This window comes from Streptomyces sp. 7R007, assembly GCF_054850255.1.
The window spans coordinates 17734-36914 of record NZ_JBTWMV010000039.1; the positions used below are offsets into that span (position 1 = coordinate 17734).

Genomic DNA, 19181 nt, shown 5'->3' on the forward strand with positions numbered 1-19181 from the left:
CGCACGTCAGCCGAGGGCGGTCACCCCGCGGGGTGACCGCCCTTCGGCGTGTCAGCGCCGGCGGTCCAGGTGGGTCTGCAGACGGTGCATGCGCGTATGGACGTCGGGATGCGAGTCGAGCAGCCGTAACATCACTCCGCCCGGGGTGACCTGGCGGGACTCCTGCCGGTCGTGCTCGGCACGCAGCACCGATATGAGGGCCGCCGCGAAACCGAGTCCCGCCGCGTGTTCGTCGGCGCGCAGCTCCGCCTGGCGGGAGACCGCGGCCACCAGGTAGGGCGTGGCCAGGGGAAGGAAGACCAGGCCGTACGTCGCGGTCGCCAGTGCGAGGACGACCACTGCGATCACGGCCACGGTCAGGACGGCCGCGGTCCCGGTGGGGCGCTCCACCCGCTGGACCAGCCGGAGCAGGAGATGCCGGGCCAACCGGGCCGGCAGGGCGTACCAGAACGACAGCAGCGACGCCCAAGCGTGGCCACGGGTGTGGTGGCCGAGCTCATGGGCGAGCACACCGCCGAGCTGGGCCGGCGTGAGCGTCGACAGCGAGTGGCTGGTCACGCTGACGATGTGGCCCGCCGCCGCGGAGGCGTTGATCCCGTCGTCCTCCTGCACCCACAGCTGGTACGCGTTCGCGTCGACCCCGCCACGACGGGTCACCTCCCGCCAGACGGGCCGCAGTTTCCGCTCCTCGTCCGGTGCCGGATAGCGAAGGCGCAGCAGCCAGCGCGCCAGCAGATGCTCGCAGGGCCCGTTGAAGACCAGGGCACCGCTCAGCGCCCAGCAGCCGAACGGGATCCACCACACGATGCCGGTGACGATGCCGACGAGGTACGACAGCACGAACACGACGACCGTACTGGCGAGCCCGTGGGGGAGGTGGAGCGCCAGATGGCCGAGGGCCGCGATGTCCACGCCCCGCCGACGAGCGGATATGTGGACACGGCCGGTGGGGAACGGTGACTCCTCCCTGGGTTCTTCCGGCTCGTGCTGCTTCTTCGAACGGGCCGGTTCGTCGGGGTCCTCGGGGTCCTTCCGTCCGTAGAACAGGGACATGGCGCGTCCTTTCACGCGGGGACGGGGTCAGGCGACGAGCAGTGACACGGGGAGCAGGACCGCCGAGCCGCCGAAGGCGATCAGGCCGGTCCGGATCCAGAAGTGCTTGCGAGCGGCGATACGGCTGTTCTCGGCGAGGGCGGCACGCAGCGCCCGGGCGGGGGCGCGTTCCGTGTCCGCGAGCGCCGAGCCGAGGAGGCCGGCGCGGGCGGCCTCGCGGATGTCGCCGAAGTAGGTGAGCGGGAGTCCCGGCGCCCAGCGGTTTCTGCCGTAGCGGGGCGTGACGGCGAGCAGCAGCGCGAGAAGCGAGGTGACCAGCAGCGCCGTTCCCGCCCACCACAGCAGGGCGGCGGGCGCCGGAAGCCTGGCGGGGGTCCAGCGCAGGTTGATCAGCAGAGCGCTGAGCAGCCCCGCCGTCAGGCCGAGCATGCCCACCAGGACCGTGGCCTTGGCGTCGGCGCGGCCTATCTCGCCACGGAGGTCGGCGAGCAGCCGGATGTCGGCTCGGGGCCGCGGGGCGCGGGGGGCTCGGGTCATGGTCCTTCGTCCGGGTGCTTGTCGAGGGACAGCTCCGGGTACGGCGGAGGGGGTTCGGCACCGGTGGGGGTACCGGTCGCGCGCAGGATGGCGGTCATCCGGTCGGCGATGAGCTGGTAGGGCTCGTCGAGCTGGTAGGCCTCCAGCCGCTTGTTGTCCAGTGCCTGGTCGATCAGGTGCAGCTGGGCCTGCACCAGCTGTGCCTGATCGGTGTGCAGGCGGTCCAGGACCAGAGCGGTGTCCTCCGGGTGCACCGCAAGATGCAGGGCGACCGCGGCGGTACCGCCCCGGGCCAGCTGGCACTCGTAGAACCTGACCTTCTTGGCTGTCCGCTGCGCCGCGTACTCCTCACGGAGGCTGGCTGCCTTGTGCTCGGGTTCGGCGGCCTCCGCCTCATACCGGGCCGAACGCAGGCGGTCCTGGTGTGAGCGCTCGGCGGCATCGCGTCGCAGCCGCACCGAGCAGCTGACCTCCACGCCCTCCGCGGCGCCGAGCGGCGGGGCGGCATCCACCGCGCGCTGTACCGCCTTCTCCGCCTCGGCGCTCGCCTCGATGGGGTGACCGCGGCCGGCTGCCCGCATCACCCGCAAGAGCCTGCGGGTGATGAGTGCGGGCACGTCACGTTCCTGGCTTTCCACGAACAGGGCCGGATCGACGACGCGCCAGGTGATGTCGGCGGTGGCCTCGAACTCGAAGCTGTCGACCCGGCTGGGCAGGGGCACGTTCAGCTGGAAGGCGTGGGGGTCCGTGTTCACCTCGTACAGAGCGACGTATCCCCAGACGGACGTGGGTCGCTTCGGCGGCATGAACGTCCGGTACGTCCCCTGCTTGGTGACCAGGACCAGCGCGTGGTCGAGGCGTCCGGTGAAGCGCCGGCTGCCGAGCCGGAGGCGGGGCAGCTGCCAGACGGTGCGGACGGGGTCGGCGTCGCGGTGCGGGGGCACGGGGTAGTCGGGCTGCTGGCGGAACCAGTCGAGCTGCTCGCCGGTGGGGTGCTCGACCTGCGTCCAGCCCTGCGGCGGCCTCTCCTGCTCGGGAGGCGGATCGGACGGGGGATGGGTCTGTGGCATGGTCTTCCTCCTTCAGGACGGGGAGATGCGTGTCAGCAGACGGTCCGCAGCCGGTGAGCGGCCCTTGTCGGGGCCGCGGACCGTGCGCAGCAGGTGGCTGACCCGGCTGTGGTTGGCGGGCGTCGTGACGAGAGCGGGCAGCAGCGAGGTGAGGGCTGCCTCGGCCTCGGGATCGCGGTCGGCGGTGAGGACCCAGCCGCGCAGGATGCGCAGCGCGTGCGCGGTGCGTGTCCGGTCGGCCAGCGCGGACTGCCAGAACGCGATGAGATGGCGTGCCTCGGTGTCGTCGACCGCCGCCGCGGCCTGGGCGTACCAGTTGAGGACGAGCGGGCGGTCGTTCTGCTCGTCGGGCTGCTCGCAGGCCTGGAGGAAGGCGAGCAGCGCGTACTCCCTCACCGTGCGGTCGGTGAGGAGCTCCGCGAGGGCCCTCAGCACGGGCTCGCGCAGTGCCAGGAGCAGCAGCTCCAGAGCGTCCGCGAACTGAAGCGCCTCCTGCCTCAGGTACTCCTCGTGGGCCTCGGGGTCGTCCTCGTCCTCCACCAGGTCGTACGGCCGGTGCTGTCCGCGTATCGCTTCCAGTAGCGAGTTGAGGGCGTGCTCGTAGTGGACCGGCCCCAGTAGGCCGTATGCGCGGACGGCCGTCCAGCGGCGGCCCTCGTCGCCGTCGTCGTCGCCGGTGCACCAGTCGTGCAGGATGCGGAAGACGGCGGGGACCTCCAGCAACTGGGCCATGGTGAGGGCGTTGGCCGCCGTCAGCCAGGAGCCGAACCGGTCGTCGTCCGCCCAGGGTTCGATGAGCAGGGCCATGGCCGACGACAGGTCGGCGGTGGCGAGCAGGGCGGTGGCGGAGGCCGCTCGCGTGCGGACCAGGGGGCGGCCGTCCTCGGCGAGTTCCTGGATCCACTCGACGAGGGCGGGCCGGGCGGACGGATGGAGGTTCCAGACCTCCTTCAGCAGGAGCCGGGCCGCGTGCTCGTCCCCGAAGGCGGCGAAGTACTGGCCGACGAGGGGTCCCCATTCGGTGACCTCGGTGTCCCAGTAGCCGCGGGCGTGGGCGAGCCGGAGCCGCTCCTCACGTGAGCCGCCGAAGACGGGGATGTCGGGCGGAACGCGGGGGTTGGCCGTGCGCTGCAGCCGTACGTAGAGCGTGTCGGCGAGTTCGGCGGTCACCGCGTAGGGGGCTTTGTCGAACACGGCGAGAGAGATGAGGAAGGCCTTGTCGTGCAGGGAGCTCGGGCGTTGCTCGTCGCTGAGCCAGCGGGATATCTGGGCGGTCACGGCCTGCTGGCCGAAGGCGGCGAGCTTCTCCTCGTCGATGTCACCGTGGTGGAAGGCGACGACCTGCTCTGCGAACTCCTCGATCCGGCCCGGCTGTTGCTGCCGTGCCAGGAATTGGGCCACCGGCTCCAGTGCGCACAGCGCGTCCCAGGCGGCGGCCCCGGTGTGCCGGGTGACGTGGTTGCGCAGCATGTCCTCGGCCGCCGGTGGTTCCCAGCGGATGCAGGGGACGTCTTCCAGGGCCGCCGACGGCTCGACCGTGATCACCAGGTAGCCGTCCACGTGGTTCAGGCGCTCGCGCAGGCCCAGCAGGTGCGGTTCACGCAACGGATGGCTCCGGCTGGTGGCCAGGTTGAGCAGGACGTATCCGGCCGCGCCGGTCAGTTGGTCCAGCAGCGCCGAGAGCGAGCCGGGCGGGTCGAGGTTGAGCACGCGTTCGGCGCGCAGCCGCCGCAACAGCATGAGCGCCGCAGAGCGCCGGCCGGTGTCCCGTCCGCCGGCCAGGACCACGACCCGCTCGGCACGCAGCTGGGCGAGCGCCTCATGGAAGCTGGGGCACTCGTGGAAGACGTACGACAGCTCCTCGATCTGTTCCCGGCGGATCTCCCCGGAGAGGTGTTCCGGCCGCTCCTGGCGCAGGCCGAAGTTGTAGTTCACGTTGCCCTTGACGACGCCGCCGCTGACGCCGAGGAGATCACGCTCGACCCGTGTCCGAGCCAGGGGCATGACGAACGAGGGCCCGTGAGCGATCAGGTTGCGGCGCGCCGCCCAGGCCTCTTGCCGTTGCTGTTCCTGAGCCTCGGCCGACTCGTCCTGCTTCTTCTGCTTGCCGTCCGCTTCGGCGCCTTCCGCCGGTACCGCCGCGGTCGCTGCCTCGTCCTGGCTCACCGGCGCTCACCTCGCCGGGACGGGCCGAAGTTGAAGTTCAGGTCGCCTGCGGTACCACCGCTGAGGCCGTAGTGATCGCCTCCCACGTGGGTCGTGTTGTGCTGGCCGGAGGGAGTGCCGCCCGCCGGGGAGCCGGTGTCGGCGGCGGGGGAGCCCGGCATGGCGGCACCCGGCGCACCGTGGAGCCAGGCGACCGTCGGCCCCTCCTTCGTCTCCACGGTGATCCGGTGGAAGTCCTCCGGCCGCACGCCCAAGGGGCCGTCCGACACGACACCCTGGTAGATGCCGTCGGACGCGCACAGCACGCAGTCGTCGTCGCGCGTCTTCAGGGCCGTGCGCAGCGGGTCGCAGTCCAGCAGCCGTACCGCGTGATTGAGGTCCCGGCCGACCCAGCCGCCGAGCTCGTCGACGGCGACGTAACCGGCGGACAGCACGATGCGCAGGCGCATCCGCGTGCTCTCGGCGATCAGGCGGTTCTGCGCGTGCAGGAGGGCGGGTGTCTCGGTCAGCAGGGCTTTGACGAGTGCCGGCACGGAGACCTGGGTGCCGATGAGCTCCATGACGGAGTCACCTCGGTCCGCTGACAGCCGGGACGTCTCGTCGACGCCTGCGGCGAGGAGCGTGGCGCCGACGACGTCGTAGAGCATGCGGCGCAGATACGCCTGCTCCACGTTGTCGCGCCTGCCGAACTGCTCGATGTCGAACAGCAGGATGGTGCGGTACACGGGATCGGTCGTGTGCTGGGCCATGGCTGCCTCTCGTGAGTCGGGCTGATGCCCAGCACGATGGCCGCCCTCGGACATCCGGCCGAGGTCCGATGACATGGACGGATTGTGACCGCGTACACAGACGCCGGGCGGCGGCCCGCGTACCGTCAGGCGGCGCTTCCGGCGATGATGCGGCGCAGCACGTCAGGGCGGAGGACCACGATGCGGCGACGCCGGGTGACGACGACCTCGCGACTGCGCAGGTCCTTGAGGAGGCGGGCGACCGCTTCACGCGAGGAGCCGACAGAACCCGCGAACTCCTGCTGGCTGAGGCCGATGGTGAGCTCGATGCCCTCGTCGGTGCGTTTGCCGTGAGTGCGGACGAGTTCGAGGAGCAGGACGGCGAGGCGCTCGCGCACCGAAAGGGCGGCCCACTCCAGTCTGCGGCGGTCCGTCGACCGCTGCCGGTCGGTGGCAAGGCTCAGCAGGTGCAGTGACACGCGCGCGTTCTCCGTGAGGAACGCCGTGAACCGGCTCTGCTCGATGACCACCGCGTCGACCGGGTCCAGGGCGGTGACGGTCGCCGAGCGCTGGCGTCTGCTCAACGCGGCGCCCTCACCGACTATGTCTCCCGGGCCACGCAGGGCGAGCAGGGCTTCGTAGCCGTTGACGGCGAGCACGGTGACCTTGGTCCAGCCGCGCAGGAGAAGCAGTACATGGGACGCCGGCTCGTCCTGTCGCATGATCACACTGCGCGCCGGATAGCTCAGCGGCCGCCCGATGGCGAGCAGGGCGGCCCGGTCGTCCTTTTCCAGCCGGGCGAGGAACGGCACCCGATCGTCGAAACCTGCGTCGTCCCACGCGTGCGCCTGCCCCCCGGTCATAACCTTGTCCCCCTCGTTCACCTGCGCCGACGTCCACGACTCCGCAACCTTTCAACGTACTTGACGGGGAGGGAGCGGCAATGGGCGGCAATCGGCCGCCGTGGCCGACACGCATCCGTCGAAGGCCTGGCGGGTCCCGGCAGGCGCAGGCCCCCTCCGCCGCCTCCCACAATGGCCGGAAGTTGGTGAAACCGGCGGGGAACCCGTGGCGAAAGCTGGGCGTTGGAGGATGATGGAGGCATTCAGCCGCTTTTGGGGGGAGGCGCCCGTGTCGCACCCGACGCCATGGCAGCCAGGGCGAGGAGTTCCGCCGTCGTGGCCGCAGCAGACCGCTCCCTCCATGCTCGCCTCCCACGCCGACCGGGAGCGGGCCGTGGACGTGCTCAGGGCGGGGTACGGGGAGGGGCGGCTGGACGACGAGGAGTTCGACAAGCGGGTGGCGCGGGCCTATGCCGCCCGTACGGTGGGGGAGCTGGCGCTGCTGGTGGCCGACCTGCCGCAGGGGCCCGTACCGCAGCCGGCGCCCGCGCAGCCGGTGGTGCCGCGGACCTTCCTGCCCGCCCCGCGGGCGCGGACGAACGGCAAGGCGGTCGGCGCCGCCGTGCTCGGCCTGCTGTGCCTGCCGACCTTCGGGCTGGCCGGCGTCCCGGCGGTCATCCTGGGGCACACCGCGCGCGCCGAGATCGAGCGGACCGGTGAGGCCGGCGAGGGACTGGCGATGACCGGGCTGGTCCTGGGCTGGCTGTCGACGGCGGTCTGGGCGCTCGTGATCACGCTGCTGATAGCGGTGGCGCTGGCCTCCGGGTGAGGGCCGGGGGCGCCTCGGGGCGGCGTCCGTACGTCACCGGCGTGTGAAATCGAAGATCACCGGCGGTGTGGGTCTTGACAGGTTCCGCAGGGTGATGCGGGCGGGGCCCATTTGTTTTGACCGCAGCGAATGCGGTAGGTACGCTCAGACCTTGTGCCTGGGGTGTGCCCTGGCTCTCGTGCGTGCCATCAACCGCACGGCGAGCTGTGAGCGGCCACCGTAATCTGTGCTCTTTTCGCCTCGCGGCGGGAGTCCGCCGGATTCGACACACCCGACCGCGTGGGTCGGCGACGTTCCAGGTTAGCTGTACCCATCGGCACACAGAAACCGGAGAAGTAGTGCCTACGATCCAGCAGCTGGTCCGCAAGGGCCGGCAGGACAAGGTCGAGAAGAACAAGACGCCCGCACTCGAGGGTTCCCCTCAGCGTCGCGGCGTCTGCACGCGTGTGTTCACGACCACCCCGAAGAAGCCGAACTCGGCCCTGCGTAAGGTCGCGCGTGTGCGTCTGACCAGCGGGATCGAGGTCACCGCTTACATTCCGGGTGAGGGACACAACCTGCAGGAGCACTCCATCGTGCTCGTGCGCGGCGGCCGTGTGAAGGACCTGCCGGGTGTTCGCTACAAGATCATCCGTGGCTCGCTCGACACCCAGGGTGTCAAGAACCGCAAGCAGGCTCGCAGCCGTTACGGCGCCAAGAAGGAGAAGTAAGAATGCCTCGTAAGGGCCCCGCCCCGAAGCGCCCGGTCATCATCGACCCGGTCTACGGTTCTCCTCTGGTGACCTCCCTGATCAACAAGGTGCTGCTGAACGGCAAGCGCTCCACCGCCGAGCGCATCGTCTACGGCGCCATGGAGGGTCTGCGCGAGAAGACCGGCAATGACCCGGTCATCACGCTCAAGCGCGCCCTTGAGAACATCAAGCCGACGCTTGAGGTCAAGTCCCGCCGTGTCGGTGGCGCCACCTACCAGGTCCCGGTCGAGGTCAAGCCCGGCCGTGCCAACACCCTGGCGCTGCGCTGGCTGGTCGGCTACTCCCGCGCCCGTCGCGAGAAGACCATGACCGAGCGTCTGCTCAACGAGCTTCTCGACGCTTCGAACGGCCTCGGTGCGGCCGTCAAGAAGCGCGAGGACACGCACAAGATGGCCGAGTCCAACAAGGCCTTCGCGCACTACCGCTGGTAGTCGCAGACCCCATCGAGACCGAGAGAAGACTGAAGCCTTATGGCTACCACTTCGCTTGACCTGGCCAGGGTCCGCAACATCGGGATCATGGCCCACATCGACGCGGGCAAGACGACCACCACCGAGCGGATCCTGTTCTACACCGGCGTTTCGTACAAGATCGGTGAGGTCCACGACGGCGCTGCCACCATGGACTGGATGGAGCAGGAGCAGGAGCGTGGCATCACGATCACCTCTGCTGCCACCACCTGTCACTGGCCGCTGGAAGACGTCGACCACACCATCAACATCATCGACACGCCGGGCCACGTCGACTTCACCGTCGAGGTGGAGCGTTCGCTGCGCGTGCTCGACGGTGCCGTGACGGTGTTCGACGGCGTCGCCGGCGTTGAGCCGCAGTCCGAGACCGTGTGGCGTCAGGCGGACCGCTACGGCGTTCCGCGCATCTGCTTCGTCAACAAGCTCGACCGCACCGGTGCCGAGTTCCACCGCTGCGTCGACATGATCTCCGACCGCCTGGGCGCGCAGCCGCTGGTCATGCAGCTGCCGATCGGTGCCGAGGCGGACTTCAAGGGCGTCGTCGACCTGGTGAAGATGAAGGCCCTGGTGTGGTCCGCCGAGGCGACCAAGGGCGAGATGTACGACATCGTCGACATCCCGGCCACGCACACCGAGGCCGCCGAGGAGTGGCGCGGCAAGCTGCTCGAGGCCGTCGCCGAGAACGACGAAGAGCTGATGGAGCTGTACCTGGAGGGCGAGGAGCCCACCGAGGAGCAGCTGTACGCGGCGATCCGCCGTATCACCATCGCCTCCGGCAAGGGCACCGGCACCACCGTGACCCCGGTGTTCTGCGGCACCGCCTTCAAGAACAAGGGCGTGCAGCCCCTGCTCGACGCGGTCGTGCGCTACCTGCCGTCGCCGGTCGACATCGAGGCCATCGAGGGCCACGACGTCAAGGACCCGGAGACGGTCATCAAGCGCAAGCCGTCCGACGACGAGCCGCTGTCCGCGCTGGCGTTCAAGATCATGAGCGACCCGCACCTGGGCAAGCTCACCTTCGTGCGCGTCTACTCCGGCCGCCTGGAGTCCGGCACCGCCGTGCTGAACTCGGTCAAGGGCCGCAAGGAGCGCATCGGCAAGATCTACCGCATGCACGCCAACAAGCGTGAGGAGATCGAGTCGGTGGGCGCCGGCGACATCGTCGCCGTCATGGGCCTGAAGCAGACCACCACCGGTGAGACGCTGTGCGACGAGAAGAGCCCGGTGATCCTGGAGTCCATGGACTTCCCGGCGCCGGTCATCGAGGTCGCCATCGAGCCCAAGTCCAAGGGTGACCAGGAGAAGCTGGGTGTCGCCATCCAGCGGCTCGCGGAGGAGGACCCCTCCTTCCAGGTGCACACCAACGAGGAGACCGGCCAGACCGTCATCGGCGGTATGGGCGAGCTGCACCTCGAGGTGCTCGTCGACCGCATGAAGCGCGAGTTCAAGGTCGAGGCCAACGTCGGCAAGCCGCAGGTCGCCTACCGCGAGACCATTCGCAAGGCGGTCGAGAAGGTCGAGTACACCCACAAGAAGCAGACGGGTGGTACCGGCCAGTTCGCTCGCGTCATCATCGCGATCGAGCCGATCGAGGGCGGCGACGCCTCGTACGAGTTCGTCAACAAGGTGACCGGTGGTCGCGTCCCGAAGGAGTACATCCCCTCGGTCGACGCCGGTGCGCAGGAGGCCATGCAGTTCGGCATCCTCGCCGGGTACGAGATGACCGGTGTCCGCGTGACGCTGCTCGACGGTGCCTACCACGAGGTCGACTCCTCCGAGCTCGCGTTCAAGATCGCCGGTTCGCAGGCCTTCAAGGAGGCCGCGCGCAAGGCCAGCCCCGTGCTCCTGGAGCCGATGATGGCCGTCGAGGTCACCACGCCCGAGGACTACATGGGTGAGGTCATCGGCGACATCAACTCCCGCCGTGGCCAGATCCAGGCCATGGAGGAGCGGGCCGGTGCCCGCGTCGTGAAGGGCCTCGTGCCCCTTTCGGAGATGTTCGGTTACGTCGGCGACCTGCGCAGCAAGACGTCCGGCCGCGCCAGCTACTCCATGCAGTTCGACTCCTACGCCGAGGTTCCGCGGAACGTCGCCGAGGAGATCATCGCGAAGGCCAAGGGCGAGTAACGCACCGCGTTCCCACGCCGTAGGCTTGACTCCGGAGCCTCACGGGGCAAACGCACACGTTCGTGAGTGTTCGCCCCGGGTTCCGGGACCTAACAGCAAAGATCACCTGGCGCCGATGAAGTAAGGCGTACAGAACCACTCCACAGGAGGACCCCAGTGGCGAAGGCGAAGTTCGAGCGGACTAAGCCGCACGTCAACATCGGCACCATCGGTCACATCGACCACGGTAAGACGACCCTCACGGCCGCCATTACCAAGGTGCTGCACGACGCGTACCCGGAGCTGAACGAGGCCACCCCGTTCGACAACATCGACAAGGCTCCCGAGGAGCGCCAGCGCGGTATCACCATCTCCATCGCGCACGTCGAGTACCAGACCGAGGCGCGTCACTACGCCCACGTCGACTGCCCGGGTCACGCGGACTACATCAAGAACATGATCACCGGTGCCGCCCAGATGGACGGCGCGATCCTCGTGGTCGCCGCGACCGACGGTCCGATGCCGCAGACCAAGGAGCACGTGCTCCTGGCCCGTCAGGTCGGCGTTCCGTACATCGTCGTCGCCCTGAACAAGGCCGACATGGTGGACGACGAGGAGATCATGGAGCTCGTCGAGCTCGAGGTCCGTGAGCTCCTCTCCGAGTACGAGTTCCCGGGCGACGACCTGCCGGTCGTCCGCGTCTCCGCCCTGAAGGCCCTTGAGGGCGACAAGGAGTGGACGCAGTCCGTCCTGGACCTCATGAACGCCGTCGACACCGCGATTCCGGAGCCGGAGCGCGACGTCGACAAGCCGTTCCTGATGCCGATCGAGGACGTCTTCACCATCACCGGTCGCGGTACGGTCGTCACCGGCCGTATCGAGCGTGGTGTCCTCAAGGTCAACGAGACCGTCGACATCATCGGCATCAAGCCGGAGAAGACCTCCACCACGGTCACCGGCATCGAGATGTTCCGCAAGCTGCTCGACGAGGGCCAGGCCGGTGAGAACGTCGGTCTGCTCCTCCGCGGCATCAAGCGCGAGGACGTCGAGCGCGGCCAGGTCATCATCAAGCCGGGCTCGGTCACCCCGCACACCGAGTTCGAGGCGCAGGCCTACATCCTCTCCAAGGACGAGGGTGGCCGCCACACGCCGTTCTTCAACAACTACCGTCCGCAGTTCTACTTCCGTACGACGGACGTGACCGGCGTCGTGACCCTCCCCGAGGGCACCGAGATGGTCATGCCGGGTGACAACACCGAGATGAAGGTGGAGCTCATCCAGCCCGTCGCCATGGAAGAGGGCCTGAAGTTCGCCATCCGCGAGGGTGGCCGGACGGTCGGCGCCGGCCAGGTCACCAAGATCACGAAGTGAGCTTGAGCCGACCGGCAGACCGCTAGGTCTACGAAGGGCCCGTACGACTCCGGTCGTACGGGCCCTTCCGCATGCGCCGCCCGGGTCGCCTTCGGGGGTTGCCTCGAACCCTGGTGAAGTCTGGGCGAACTCTGTGAGACGGGTCGTCGAGAGTTGTACCAACTCCCCGCCGACCGCGCCCCGAATGTTCTTGTCTGCTCGCTGTGGGGTGGTTGTGACGTCCTAGCGTGGACGGACGGAGCAGTCAGACAGGGGATGATCGCGGATGTCCATCATGGTCGACCGGCCGACGCAGCAGTTGCGGAGAGTCCAGGTGGACCGCCCCGCCCCGCCCCTGCGCCGGGACCGCCCCCGCCTGTACGCCATCGACGGCATACGCCTCGTCGCCGCGCTGATGGTCGCCGTCCACCACTACGCCGGCACGCGCCGCGTGGACCGGCCGCACAACGCCATCTGGGACCGGCCGGTCTCCGACATCATGCCGACGGTGTTCCACGTCGCCTCCTACGGCTGGGTCGGCGTCGAGATCTTCTTCGTGATCAGCGGCTTCGTGATCTGCATGTCCTGCTGGGGCCGCACCCCGCGCCAGTTCTTCGTCTCCCGGGTGATCCGCCTGTACCCCGCGTACTGGTTCGCCATAGCCTTCACGACGGCCGTCATGGTCGCCCTGCCGGGCGTCTGGGACCGGCTGCGCCCGCGGGACATCCTGCTCAACTTCACGATGCTGCAAGCCGGTTCGGGCGTCGGCAACGTCGACGGGGTGTACTGGACGCTCTGGTCGGAGCTGCGCTTCTACCTCCTCTTCCTGGTCGTCGTCGCGATGGGACTGACGTACAAGAGGGTGGTGGCCTTCTGCTGCCTGTGGGGCGCGGCGGCGATGCTGGCCCCGGTGTCGCGGTTCCACCTGCTGGAGCTCGTCGCCAACCCGGACGGCGCCTGGTACTTCATCGCCGGCCTCGCCCTCTACCTCATGTACCGCTTCGGCCAGGACCTGCTGCTGTGGGGCATCCTCGGCATGGCCTGGCTGATGGGGCAGCGGGAGCTGGGGATGCGCATCGACAACGTCGAGCACGTCTCCAGCTGGCGTGGGGCGGTGCTCGTCTTCACCGCGTTCCTGCTGCTGATGGTCGCGATCGCGCTCGGCGCGACGGACCGCGTCCGCTGGAAGTGGCTGGTGACGGCGGGCAGCCTGACGTATCCGCTGTACCTGATGCATTACGTCGCCGGTACGACGATCATCAACCGCCTCAAGGACACGATGGACGCGCGTCTCCTGGTCGCCGCCGTGCTCACGGGCTTCCTGCTGCTGAGCTGGCTGGTCCACCGCCTGGTGGAGGCGCCGCTCGCGCGGTGGGTGAAGCGGGGGCTGGAGACCTCGTTCGCACGGCTGCGGAACGCGGACCAGACGGGCTGAGACGGTGCGGGTTCGCCCCCGTGTTTGACCTACGTCACTCCCGGGGTATTCTCTCCGGCTCGATTGGCCAGGCCCCCGCCCCATATGGCAGACTGTCGGAGTTGCTCGGTCGAGTGTTGATGCTGCGCGCCTCCCGCCGGGGGGACCGGAAGCGAGTCCCACAGTACTCGTCGTCCTAACTGCCACACGGCAGCGCTGGGGCGGACGTACGGGAATCTTCCGGGAAGTGTGGTGCGGCACTGGCCAGGCACCCGGTGGACCTCTTTCCCAAGGCAAGAGATGTTCGAACAAGGGACATCTGTGTCAGCGGAAGGGCGACACGCCCGACCGCGTGGGTCGGAGGAAGTCAAAGGAACACCGGGTTCCAGAGCTGTAGAGAGACAGGACTACTGAGTAGCCATGGCGGGACAGAAGATCCGCATCCGGCTCAAGGCCTACGACCACGAGGTCATCGACTCCTCGGCGAAGAAGATCGTCGAGACGGTGACCCGTACTGGTGCGTCGGTCGCGGGCCCGGTGCCGCTGCCCACTGAGAAGAACGTGTACTGCGTCATCAAGTCGCCGCACAAGTACAAGGACTCGCGCGAGCACTTCGAGATGCGCACGCACAAGCGCCTGATCGACATCCTCGACCCGACGCCCAAGACCGTTGACTCTCTGATGCGACTCGACCTGCCGGCCGGTGTCGACATCGAGATCAAGCTCTGAGGCTGGTGAGCTGAGAATGGCTAAGCAGATCAAGGGCATCCTGGGCGAGAAGCTCGGCATGACGCAGGTGTGGGACGAGAACAACCGCGTTGTTCCGGTCACCGTCGTCAAGGCCGGCCCCAACGTCGTCACCCAGGTGCGTACGAACGACAGCGACGGCTACGAGTCGGTCCAGATCGCCTTCGGCGAGATCGACCCGCGCAAGGTGAACAAGCCCCTCAAGGGCCACTTCGCCAAGGCCGACGTCACCCCGCGCCGCCACCTCGTCGAGATCCGTACCGCTGACGCCAGCGAGTACACCCTCGGCCAGGAGATCACCGCCGAGGTGTTCGAGGCCGGCGTCAAGGTCGACGTCACCGGCAAGAGCAAGGGCAAGGGCTTCGCCGGTGTCATGAAGCGCCACAACTTCGGTGGCCTCGGCGCCGGTCACGGCACCCAGCGCAAGCACCGCTCTCCCGGTTCCATCGGTGGCTGCGCCACCCCGGGCCGCGTGTTCAAGGGCCTCCGCATGGCGGGTCGCATGGGCAACGAGCGGGTCACCACCCAGAACCTGACCGTCCACGCCGTTGACGCGGAGAAGGGTCTGCTGCTCATCAAGGGCGCGGTTCCCGGTCCGAACGGCGGCCTCGTCCTGGTCCGCACCGCGGCCAAGGGGGCCTGAGGTAACCGATGAGCACTGTTGACATCCTTTCGCCGGCTGGCGAGAAGGCCGGTACCGTCGAGCTCCCCGCGGAGATCTTCGGCGTTGAGAAGGTCAGCATCCCGCTGATCCACCAGGTCGTCGTCGCGCAGAACGCCGCAGCCCGTCAGGGCACGCACAAGACCAAGACCCGTGGCGAAGTCCGCGGCGGTGGCAAGAAGCCGTACCGCCAGAAGGGCACCGGTCGCGCCCGTCAGGGTTCGACCCGCGCGCCGCAGTTCGCCGGTGGTGGCGTCGTGCACGGTCCCGTGCCGCGCGACTACTCGCAGCGGACCCCGAAGAAGATGAAGGCCGCGGCCCTGCGCCACGCCCTCACCGACCGGGCCCGCCACAACCGCATCCACGTCGTCACCGGCGTGATCGAGGGCGACACCCCGTCCACGAAGGCCGCCAAGAGCCTGTTCGGCAAGATCTCGGAGCGCAAGAACCTGCTCCTGGTCGTCGAGCGCGCCGACGAGGCCGCGTGGCTGTCCGCCCGCAACCTGCCCCAGGTGCACATCCTGGAGCCGGGCCAGCTGAACACGTACGACGTGATCGTCTCGGACGACGTGGTCTTCACCCAGGCCGCTCTCGAGTCCTTCGTCGCCGGCCCGAAGGCCAACGACACCGAAGGGAGCGAGGTCTGATGGCCATCCGTCACCCCGCGATCGCCTCGAAGGCTGCGAAGAAGGCGAAGGCCGCGCGCGTCGCGAAGGCCCGCCGGCACGCCGCCGAGGGCAAGAACACCGTCGAGACCCCGCTGAGCAAGTCGTACACGGACCCCCGTGACGTGCTGCTGAAGCCGGTCGTCTCCGAGAAGAGCTACGCGCTCCTGGACGAGAACAAGTACACGTTCATCGTCGACCCGCGCGCCAACAAGACCCAGATCAAGGAGGCCGTCCAGTCGGTCTTCTCGGTCAAGGTCACCGGGGTCAACACGATCAACCGCATCGGCAAGCGCAAGCGGACCCGCACCGGCTTCGGCCAGCGCGCGGCCACCAAGCGCGCGATCGTGACCCTCGCCGAGGGCGACCGTATCGACATCTTCGGCGGTCCGACCGCGTAAGCGGGTCGGATCGTCCGATATCGGACGAGGACTGAGAAATGGGAATCCGCAAGTACAAGCCGACTACGCCGGGCCGCCGTGGTTCCAGCGTCGCCGACTTCGTCGAGGTCACGCGGTCCACGCCGGAGAAGTCGCTGGTCCGCCCCCTGCACAGCAAGGGCGGCCGTAACAACGCCGGTCGTGTGACCGTTCGCCACCAGGGTGGCGGACACAAGCGCGCCTACCGCGTGATCGACTTCCGTCGTCACGACAAGGACGGCGTGCCGGCGAAGGTCGCGCACATCGAGTACGACCCCAACCGCACCGCGCGCATCGCGCTGCTCCACTACGCGGACGGCGAGAAGCGCTACATCCTGGCGCCGAAGGGTCTGAACCAGGGCGACCGGATCGAGAACGGTCCCGCCGCCGACATCAAGCCCGGCAACAACCTGGCGCTGCGCAACATCCCGGTCGGTACGACGATCCACTCCGTGGAGCTTCGTCCGGGCGGCGGCGCCAAGTTCGCCCGCTCCGCCGGTGCCTCCGTGCAGCTGCTCGCGAAGGAGGGCACGATGGCCCACCTCCGCATGCCGTCCGGTGAGATCCGCCTGGTCGACCAGCGCTGCCGCGCCACGGTCGGCGAGGTCGGCAACGCCGAGCAGAGCAACATCAACTGGGGCAAGGCCGGCCGCAAGCGCTGGCTGGGCGTTCGCCCGACCGTCCGCGGTGTGGCGATGAACCCGGTTGACCACCCCCACGGTGGTGGTGAGGGCAAGACCTCCGGTGGTCGCCACCCGGTCAGCCCCTGGGGTCAGAAGGAAGGTCGTACTCGTTCGCCCAAGAAGGCGTCGAACAAGTACATCGTCCGCCGCCGCAAGACGAACAAGAAGCGCTAGGAGCGGGTTTAGATGCCGCGCAGTCTCAAGAAGGGGCCCTTCGTCGACGACCACCTGATCAAGAAGGTGGAAGCCCAGAACGAAGCCGGCACCAAGAACGTCATCAAGACCTGGTCCCGTCGCTCCATGATCGTGCCGGCCATGCTCGGCCACACGCTCGCGGTGCACAACGGCAAGACCCACATCCCGGTGTTCGTCACCGAGTCGATGGTCGGCCACAAGCTCGGCGAGTTCTCGCCGACGCGCACCTTCCGGGGTCACGTCAAGGAAGACCGGAAGTCGAAGCGCCGCTAGCAGCGGATCGCATTCAGACACGTAAGTAACTGAAGGGACAACCATGGAAGCCAGGGCCCAGGCGCGGTACATCCGCGTCACGCCCATGAAGGCCCGCCGCGTGGTGGACCTCATCCGTGGCATGGACGCCACGGAGGCCCAGGCTGTTCTGCGATTCGCTCCGCAGGCAGCCTCCGTGCCCGTCGGCAAGGTGCTCGACAGCGCCATCGCCAACGCCGCGCACAACTACGACCACACCGATGTCGACAGCCTCTTCGTTTCCGAGGCCTTCGTCGACGAGGGCCCGACCCTGAAGCGGTTCCGTCCGCGTGCCCAGGGCCGTGCCTACCGGATCCGCAAGCGGACCAGCCACATCACCGTGGTCGTCAGCAGCAAGGAAGGAACCCGGTAATGGGCCAGAAGGTAAACCCGCACGGGTTCCGGCTCGGTGTCACCACGGACTTCAAGTCCCGGTGGTACGCCGACAAGCTGTACAAGGACTACGTCAAGGAAGACGTCGCCATCCGTCGGATGATGACGTCCGGCATGGAGCGCGCCGGCATCTCCAAGGTCGAGATCGAGCGCACCCGTGACCGCGTCCGCGTGGACATCCACACCGCGCGTCCCGGCATCGTCATCGGCCGCCGCGGCGCCGAGGCCGACCGCATCCGCGGTGACCTGGAGAAGCTGACCGGCAAGCAGGTCCAGCTGAACATCCTCGAGGTCAAGAACCCGGAGACGGACGCTCAGCTGGTGGCCCAGGCCGTCGCCGAGCAGCTGTCCTCCCGCGTCTCCTTCCGTCGGGCCATGCGCAAGAGCATGCAGTCCGCCATGAAGGCCGGCGCCAAGGGCATCAAGATCCAGTGCGGTGGCCGCCTCGGCGGCGCCGAGATGTCCCGCTCGGAGTTCTACCGCGAGGGCCGCGTGCCCCTGCACACGCTCCGCGCGAACGTGGACTACGGCTTCTTCGAGGCCAAGACGACCTTCGGCCGCATCGGTGTGAAGGTCTGGATCTACAAGGGCGACGTCAAGAACATCGCCGAGGTCCGCGCCGAGAACGCTGCCGCCCGTGCGGGCAACCGCCCGGCTCGCGGTGGCGCGGGTGACCGCCCGGCCCGTGGTGGCCGCGGTGGCGAGCGGCGTGGTCGCAAGCCGCAGCAGCAGGCTCCGGCTGCCGAGGCCCCCCAGGCCGAGGCGCCCGCTGCCGCTCCGGCTGAGAGCACCGGAACGGAGGCCTGACCGACATGCTGATCCCCCGTAGGGTCAAGCACCGCAAGCAGCACCACCCCAAGCGCAACGGCGCGGCCAAGGGTGGCACGACGGTGGCGTTCGGCGAGTACGGCATCCAGGCGCTCACCCCGGCGTATGTGACCAACCGTCAGATCGAGGCCGCTCGTATCGCCATGACGCGTCACATCAAGCGTGGTGGCAAGGTCTGGATCAACATCTACCCGGACCGTCCGCTCACCAAGAAGCCCGCCGAGACCCGCATGGGTTCCGGTAAGGGTTCTCCGGAGTGGTGGATCGCCAACGTCAAGCCCGGACGCGTGATGTTCGAGCTGTCGTACCCCAACGAGAAGATCGCCCGTGAGGCGCTGACCCGAGCGGCCCACAAGCTGCCGATGAAGTGCCGGATCGTCAAGCGCGAGGCAGGTGAAGCGTGATGTCGGCCGGTACCAAGGCGTCCGAGCTGCGCGAGCTGGGCAACGAGGAGCTTCTGGCGAAGCTCCGCGAGGCCAAGGAAGAGCTGTTCAACCTCCGCTTCCAGGCGGCCACGGGTCAGCTCGAAAACCACGGTCGGCTGAAGGCCGTCCGTAAGGACATCGCGCGGATCTACACCCTGATGCGCGAGCGTGAGCTGGGCATCGAAACGGTGGAGAACGCATGAGCGAGAGCAACGTGACCGAGAACAAGGAAGCGCGCGGTTTCCGCAAGACCCGTGAGGGTCTGGTCGTCAGCGACAAGATGGACAAGACCGTCGTCGTCGCCGTCGAGGACCGCGTCAAGCACGCGCTGTACGGCAAGGTCATCCGCCGTACCAACAAGCTCAAGGCGCACGACGAGCAGAACGCCGCGGGTGTCGGCGACCGCGTCCTCCTGATGGAGACCCGGCCGCTGTCCGCGACGAAGCGCTGGCGCGTCGTCGAGATCCTCGAGAAGGCCAAGTAATTCTCCTGCGGGGCATTCCTCGCAGGACAGTTCCGCCAGGCTCCGGGGGCCGTTGAACGACGGCCCCCGGGGA

Annotated in this window: 23 protein-coding genes; 17 read left to right on the plus strand and 6 right to left on the minus strand. The window is 68.4% G+C overall.

Annotation, left to right across the window (positions count from 1 at the left end):
• Positions 1 to 51: 51 nt before the first annotated feature.
• From ACYF6T_RS34045 to ACYF6T_RS34070, 6 genes are all read right to left on the minus strand, one after another.
• The gene (locus ACYF6T_RS34045) at positions 52 to 1053 is read right to left on the minus strand and encodes a M48 family metalloprotease (RefSeq protein ID WP_461701365.1); all 1002 of its coding nucleotides are present in this window, start codon (positions 1051 to 1053) and stop codon (positions 52 to 54) included.
• Positions 1054 to 1080: 27 nt separating this feature from the next.
• Positions 1081 to 1590, minus strand: a complete 510-nt coding sequence (locus ACYF6T_RS34050) for a Pycsar system effector family protein (RefSeq protein WP_461701367.1) — start codon at positions 1588 to 1590, stop codon at positions 1081 to 1083.
• Positions 1587 to 2660, minus strand: coding sequence for an SPFH domain-containing protein (locus tag ACYF6T_RS34055; RefSeq protein WP_461701368.1), 1074 nt, complete (start codon positions 2658 to 2660; stop codon positions 1587 to 1589). The genes ACYF6T_RS34050 and ACYF6T_RS34055 overlap by 4 nt, the downstream gene beginning before the upstream one ends.
• 12 nt (positions 2661 to 2672) lie before the next feature.
• On the minus strand, positions 2673 to 4826 hold the full coding sequence (locus tag ACYF6T_RS34060; protein WP_461701370.1) for a hypothetical protein: 2154 nt from the start codon (positions 4824 to 4826) through the stop codon (positions 2673 to 2675).
• Complete coding sequence (locus ACYF6T_RS34065; protein ID WP_461701371.1) at positions 4823 to 5575, minus strand: hypothetical protein; 753 nt, start codon at positions 5573 to 5575, stop codon at positions 4823 to 4825. The genes ACYF6T_RS34060 and ACYF6T_RS34065 overlap by 4 nt, the downstream gene beginning before the upstream one ends.
• A 125-nt stretch (positions 5576 to 5700) precedes the next feature.
• On the minus strand, positions 5701 to 6417 hold the full coding sequence (locus ACYF6T_RS34070; protein WP_461701372.1) for a Crp/Fnr family transcriptional regulator: 717 nt from the start codon (positions 6415 to 6417) through the stop codon (positions 5701 to 5703).
• 340 nt (positions 6418 to 6757) lie between these two features.
• On the opposite strand from ACYF6T_RS34070, the gene ACYF6T_RS34075 reads away from it, so the two are divergent.
• From ACYF6T_RS34075 to rpsQ, 17 genes are all read left to right on the plus strand, one after another.
• A complete protein-coding gene (locus ACYF6T_RS34075) occupies positions 6758 to 7225 on the plus strand; it encodes a DUF1707 and DUF4190 domain-containing protein (protein WP_461701373.1) in 468 nt (155 codons plus the stop codon).
• A gap of 338 nt (positions 7226 to 7563) precedes the next feature.
• Positions 7564 to 7935, plus strand: coding sequence for a 30S ribosomal protein S12 (rpsL, locus tag ACYF6T_RS34080; RefSeq protein ID WP_003948652.1), 372 nt, complete (start codon positions 7564 to 7566; stop codon positions 7933 to 7935).
• A 2-nt stretch (positions 7936 to 7937) separates the two neighbouring features.
• A complete protein-coding gene (gene rpsG / locus ACYF6T_RS34085) occupies positions 7938 to 8408 on the plus strand; it encodes a 30S ribosomal protein S7 (protein ID WP_003998848.1) in 471 nt (156 codons plus the stop codon).
• Positions 8409 to 8447: 39 nt separating this feature from the next.
• Entirely contained in the window at positions 8448 to 10574 is a 2127-nt protein-coding gene (gene fusA / locus ACYF6T_RS34090) for an elongation factor G (protein WP_461701374.1), read from the plus strand.
• Positions 10575 to 10730: 156 nt separating this feature from the next.
• Positions 10731 to 11924 carry an elongation factor Tu gene (gene tuf / locus ACYF6T_RS34095; protein ID WP_461701376.1) on the plus strand — a complete coding sequence of 398 codons (1194 nt, stop codon included), beginning with the start codon at positions 10731 to 10733 and terminating at the stop codon, positions 11922 to 11924.
• A 265-nt stretch (positions 11925 to 12189) separates the two neighbouring features.
• Positions 12190 to 13338 carry an acyltransferase family protein gene (locus ACYF6T_RS34100; protein WP_461701378.1) on the plus strand — a complete coding sequence of 383 codons (1149 nt, stop codon included), beginning with the start codon at positions 12190 to 12192 and terminating at the stop codon, positions 13336 to 13338.
• 399 nt (positions 13339 to 13737) lie between these two features.
• A complete protein-coding gene (gene rpsJ, locus ACYF6T_RS34105; protein WP_003948644.1) occupies positions 13738 to 14046 on the plus strand; it encodes a 30S ribosomal protein S10 in 309 nt (102 codons plus the stop codon).
• Between the two features lie 16 nt (positions 14047 to 14062).
• Positions 14063 to 14707 (plus strand): 50S ribosomal protein L3, encoded by a 645-nt coding sequence (gene rplC, locus ACYF6T_RS34110; protein WP_189933353.1) that lies wholly within the window; start codon positions 14063 to 14065, stop codon positions 14705 to 14707.
• An 8-nt stretch (positions 14708 to 14715) separates the two neighbouring features.
• Positions 14716 to 15372 carry a 50S ribosomal protein L4 gene (gene rplD / locus ACYF6T_RS34115; protein WP_461701379.1) on the plus strand — a complete coding sequence of 219 codons (657 nt, stop codon included), beginning with the start codon at positions 14716 to 14718 and terminating at the stop codon, positions 15370 to 15372.
• On the plus strand, positions 15372 to 15791 hold the full coding sequence (rplW, locus tag ACYF6T_RS34120; protein WP_461701380.1) for a 50S ribosomal protein L23: 420 nt from the start codon (positions 15372 to 15374) through the stop codon (positions 15789 to 15791). Before rplD ends, rplW begins: the two co-directional genes overlap by 1 nt.
• A 38-nt stretch (positions 15792 to 15829) precedes the next feature.
• Entirely contained in the window at positions 15830 to 16666 is an 837-nt protein-coding gene (rplB, locus tag ACYF6T_RS34125) for a 50S ribosomal protein L2 (protein ID WP_242772511.1), read from the plus strand.
• 12 nt (positions 16667 to 16678) lie between these two features.
• On the plus strand, positions 16679 to 16960 hold the full coding sequence (gene rpsS, locus ACYF6T_RS34130) for a 30S ribosomal protein S19 (RefSeq protein WP_003998828.1): 282 nt from the start codon (positions 16679 to 16681) through the stop codon (positions 16958 to 16960).
• Between the two features lie 43 nt (positions 16961 to 17003).
• Complete coding sequence (gene rplV, locus ACYF6T_RS34135; RefSeq protein ID WP_351143382.1) at positions 17004 to 17351, plus strand: 50S ribosomal protein L22; 348 nt, start codon at positions 17004 to 17006, stop codon at positions 17349 to 17351.
• Positions 17351 to 18178: a 30S ribosomal protein S3 gene (rpsC, locus tag ACYF6T_RS34140; RefSeq protein WP_240863444.1), complete on the plus strand. Its 828-nt coding sequence runs from the start codon at positions 17351 to 17353 to the stop codon at positions 18176 to 18178. The genes rplV and rpsC overlap by 1 nt, the downstream gene beginning before the upstream one ends.
• A gap of 5 nt (positions 18179 to 18183) precedes the next feature.
• Positions 18184 to 18603, plus strand: a complete 420-nt coding sequence (gene rplP, locus ACYF6T_RS34145; protein ID WP_055536777.1) for a 50S ribosomal protein L16 — start codon at positions 18184 to 18186, stop codon at positions 18601 to 18603.
• A complete protein-coding gene (rpmC, locus tag ACYF6T_RS34150; protein ID WP_007494763.1) occupies positions 18603 to 18827 on the plus strand; it encodes a 50S ribosomal protein L29 in 225 nt (74 codons plus the stop codon). Before rplP ends, rpmC begins: the two co-directional genes overlap by 1 nt.
• Entirely contained in the window at positions 18824 to 19108 is a 285-nt protein-coding gene (rpsQ, locus tag ACYF6T_RS34155) for a 30S ribosomal protein S17 (RefSeq protein ID WP_039656223.1), read from the plus strand. The genes rpmC and rpsQ overlap by 4 nt, the downstream gene beginning before the upstream one ends.
• Positions 19109 to 19181: the final 73 nt, after the last annotated feature.

Bases quoted from the DNA above. Each gene is read 5' to 3' on its own strand.
- ACYF6T_RS34045 (WP_461701365.1), bottom strand. From the start codon at position 1,053: ATGTCCCTGTTCTACGGACGGAAGGACCCCGAGGACCCCGACGAACCG.
- ACYF6T_RS34050 (WP_461701367.1), bottom strand. From the start codon at position 1,590: ATGACCCGAGCCCCCCGCGCCCCGCGGCCCCGAGCCGACATCCGGCTG.
- ACYF6T_RS34055 (WP_461701368.1), bottom strand. From the start codon at position 2,660: ATGCCACAGACCCATCCCCCGTCCGATCCGCCTCCCGAGCAGGAGAGG.
- ACYF6T_RS34065 (WP_461701371.1), bottom strand. From the start codon at position 5,575: ATGGCCCAGCACACGACCGATCCCGTGTACCGCACCATCCTGCTGTTC.
- ACYF6T_RS34070 (WP_461701372.1), bottom strand. From the start codon at position 6,417: ATGACCGGGGGGCAGGCGCACGCGTGGGACGACGCAGGTTTCGACGAT.
- ACYF6T_RS34075 (WP_461701373.1), top strand. From the start codon at position 6,758: ATGCTCGCCTCCCACGCCGACCGGGAGCGGGCCGTGGACGTGCTCAGG.
- rpsG (WP_003998848.1), top strand. From the start codon at position 7,938: ATGCCTCGTAAGGGCCCCGCCCCGAAGCGCCCGGTCATCATCGACCCG.
- fusA (WP_461701374.1), top strand. From the start codon at position 8,448: ATGGCTACCACTTCGCTTGACCTGGCCAGGGTCCGCAACATCGGGATC.
- ACYF6T_RS34100 (WP_461701378.1), top strand. From the start codon at position 12,190: ATGTCCATCATGGTCGACCGGCCGACGCAGCAGTTGCGGAGAGTCCAG.
- rpsJ (WP_003948644.1), top strand. From the start codon at position 13,738: ATGGCGGGACAGAAGATCCGCATCCGGCTCAAGGCCTACGACCACGAG.
- rplC (WP_189933353.1), top strand. From the start codon at position 14,063: ATGGCTAAGCAGATCAAGGGCATCCTGGGCGAGAAGCTCGGCATGACG.
- rplD (WP_461701379.1), top strand. From the start codon at position 14,716: ATGAGCACTGTTGACATCCTTTCGCCGGCTGGCGAGAAGGCCGGTACC.
- rplW (WP_461701380.1), top strand. From the start codon at position 15,372: ATGGCCATCCGTCACCCCGCGATCGCCTCGAAGGCTGCGAAGAAGGCG.
- rplB (WP_242772511.1), top strand. From the start codon at position 15,830: ATGGGAATCCGCAAGTACAAGCCGACTACGCCGGGCCGCCGTGGTTCC.
- rpsS (WP_003998828.1), top strand. From the start codon at position 16,679: ATGCCGCGCAGTCTCAAGAAGGGGCCCTTCGTCGACGACCACCTGATC.
- rplV (WP_351143382.1), top strand. From the start codon at position 17,004: ATGGAAGCCAGGGCCCAGGCGCGGTACATCCGCGTCACGCCCATGAAG.
- rpsC (WP_240863444.1), top strand. From the start codon at position 17,351: ATGGGCCAGAAGGTAAACCCGCACGGGTTCCGGCTCGGTGTCACCACG.
- rplP (WP_055536777.1), top strand. From the start codon at position 18,184: ATGCTGATCCCCCGTAGGGTCAAGCACCGCAAGCAGCACCACCCCAAG.
- rpmC (WP_007494763.1), top strand. From the start codon at position 18,603: ATGTCGGCCGGTACCAAGGCGTCCGAGCTGCGCGAGCTGGGCAACGAG.
- rpsQ (WP_039656223.1), top strand. From the start codon at position 18,824: ATGAGCGAGAGCAACGTGACCGAGAACAAGGAAGCGCGCGGTTTCCGC.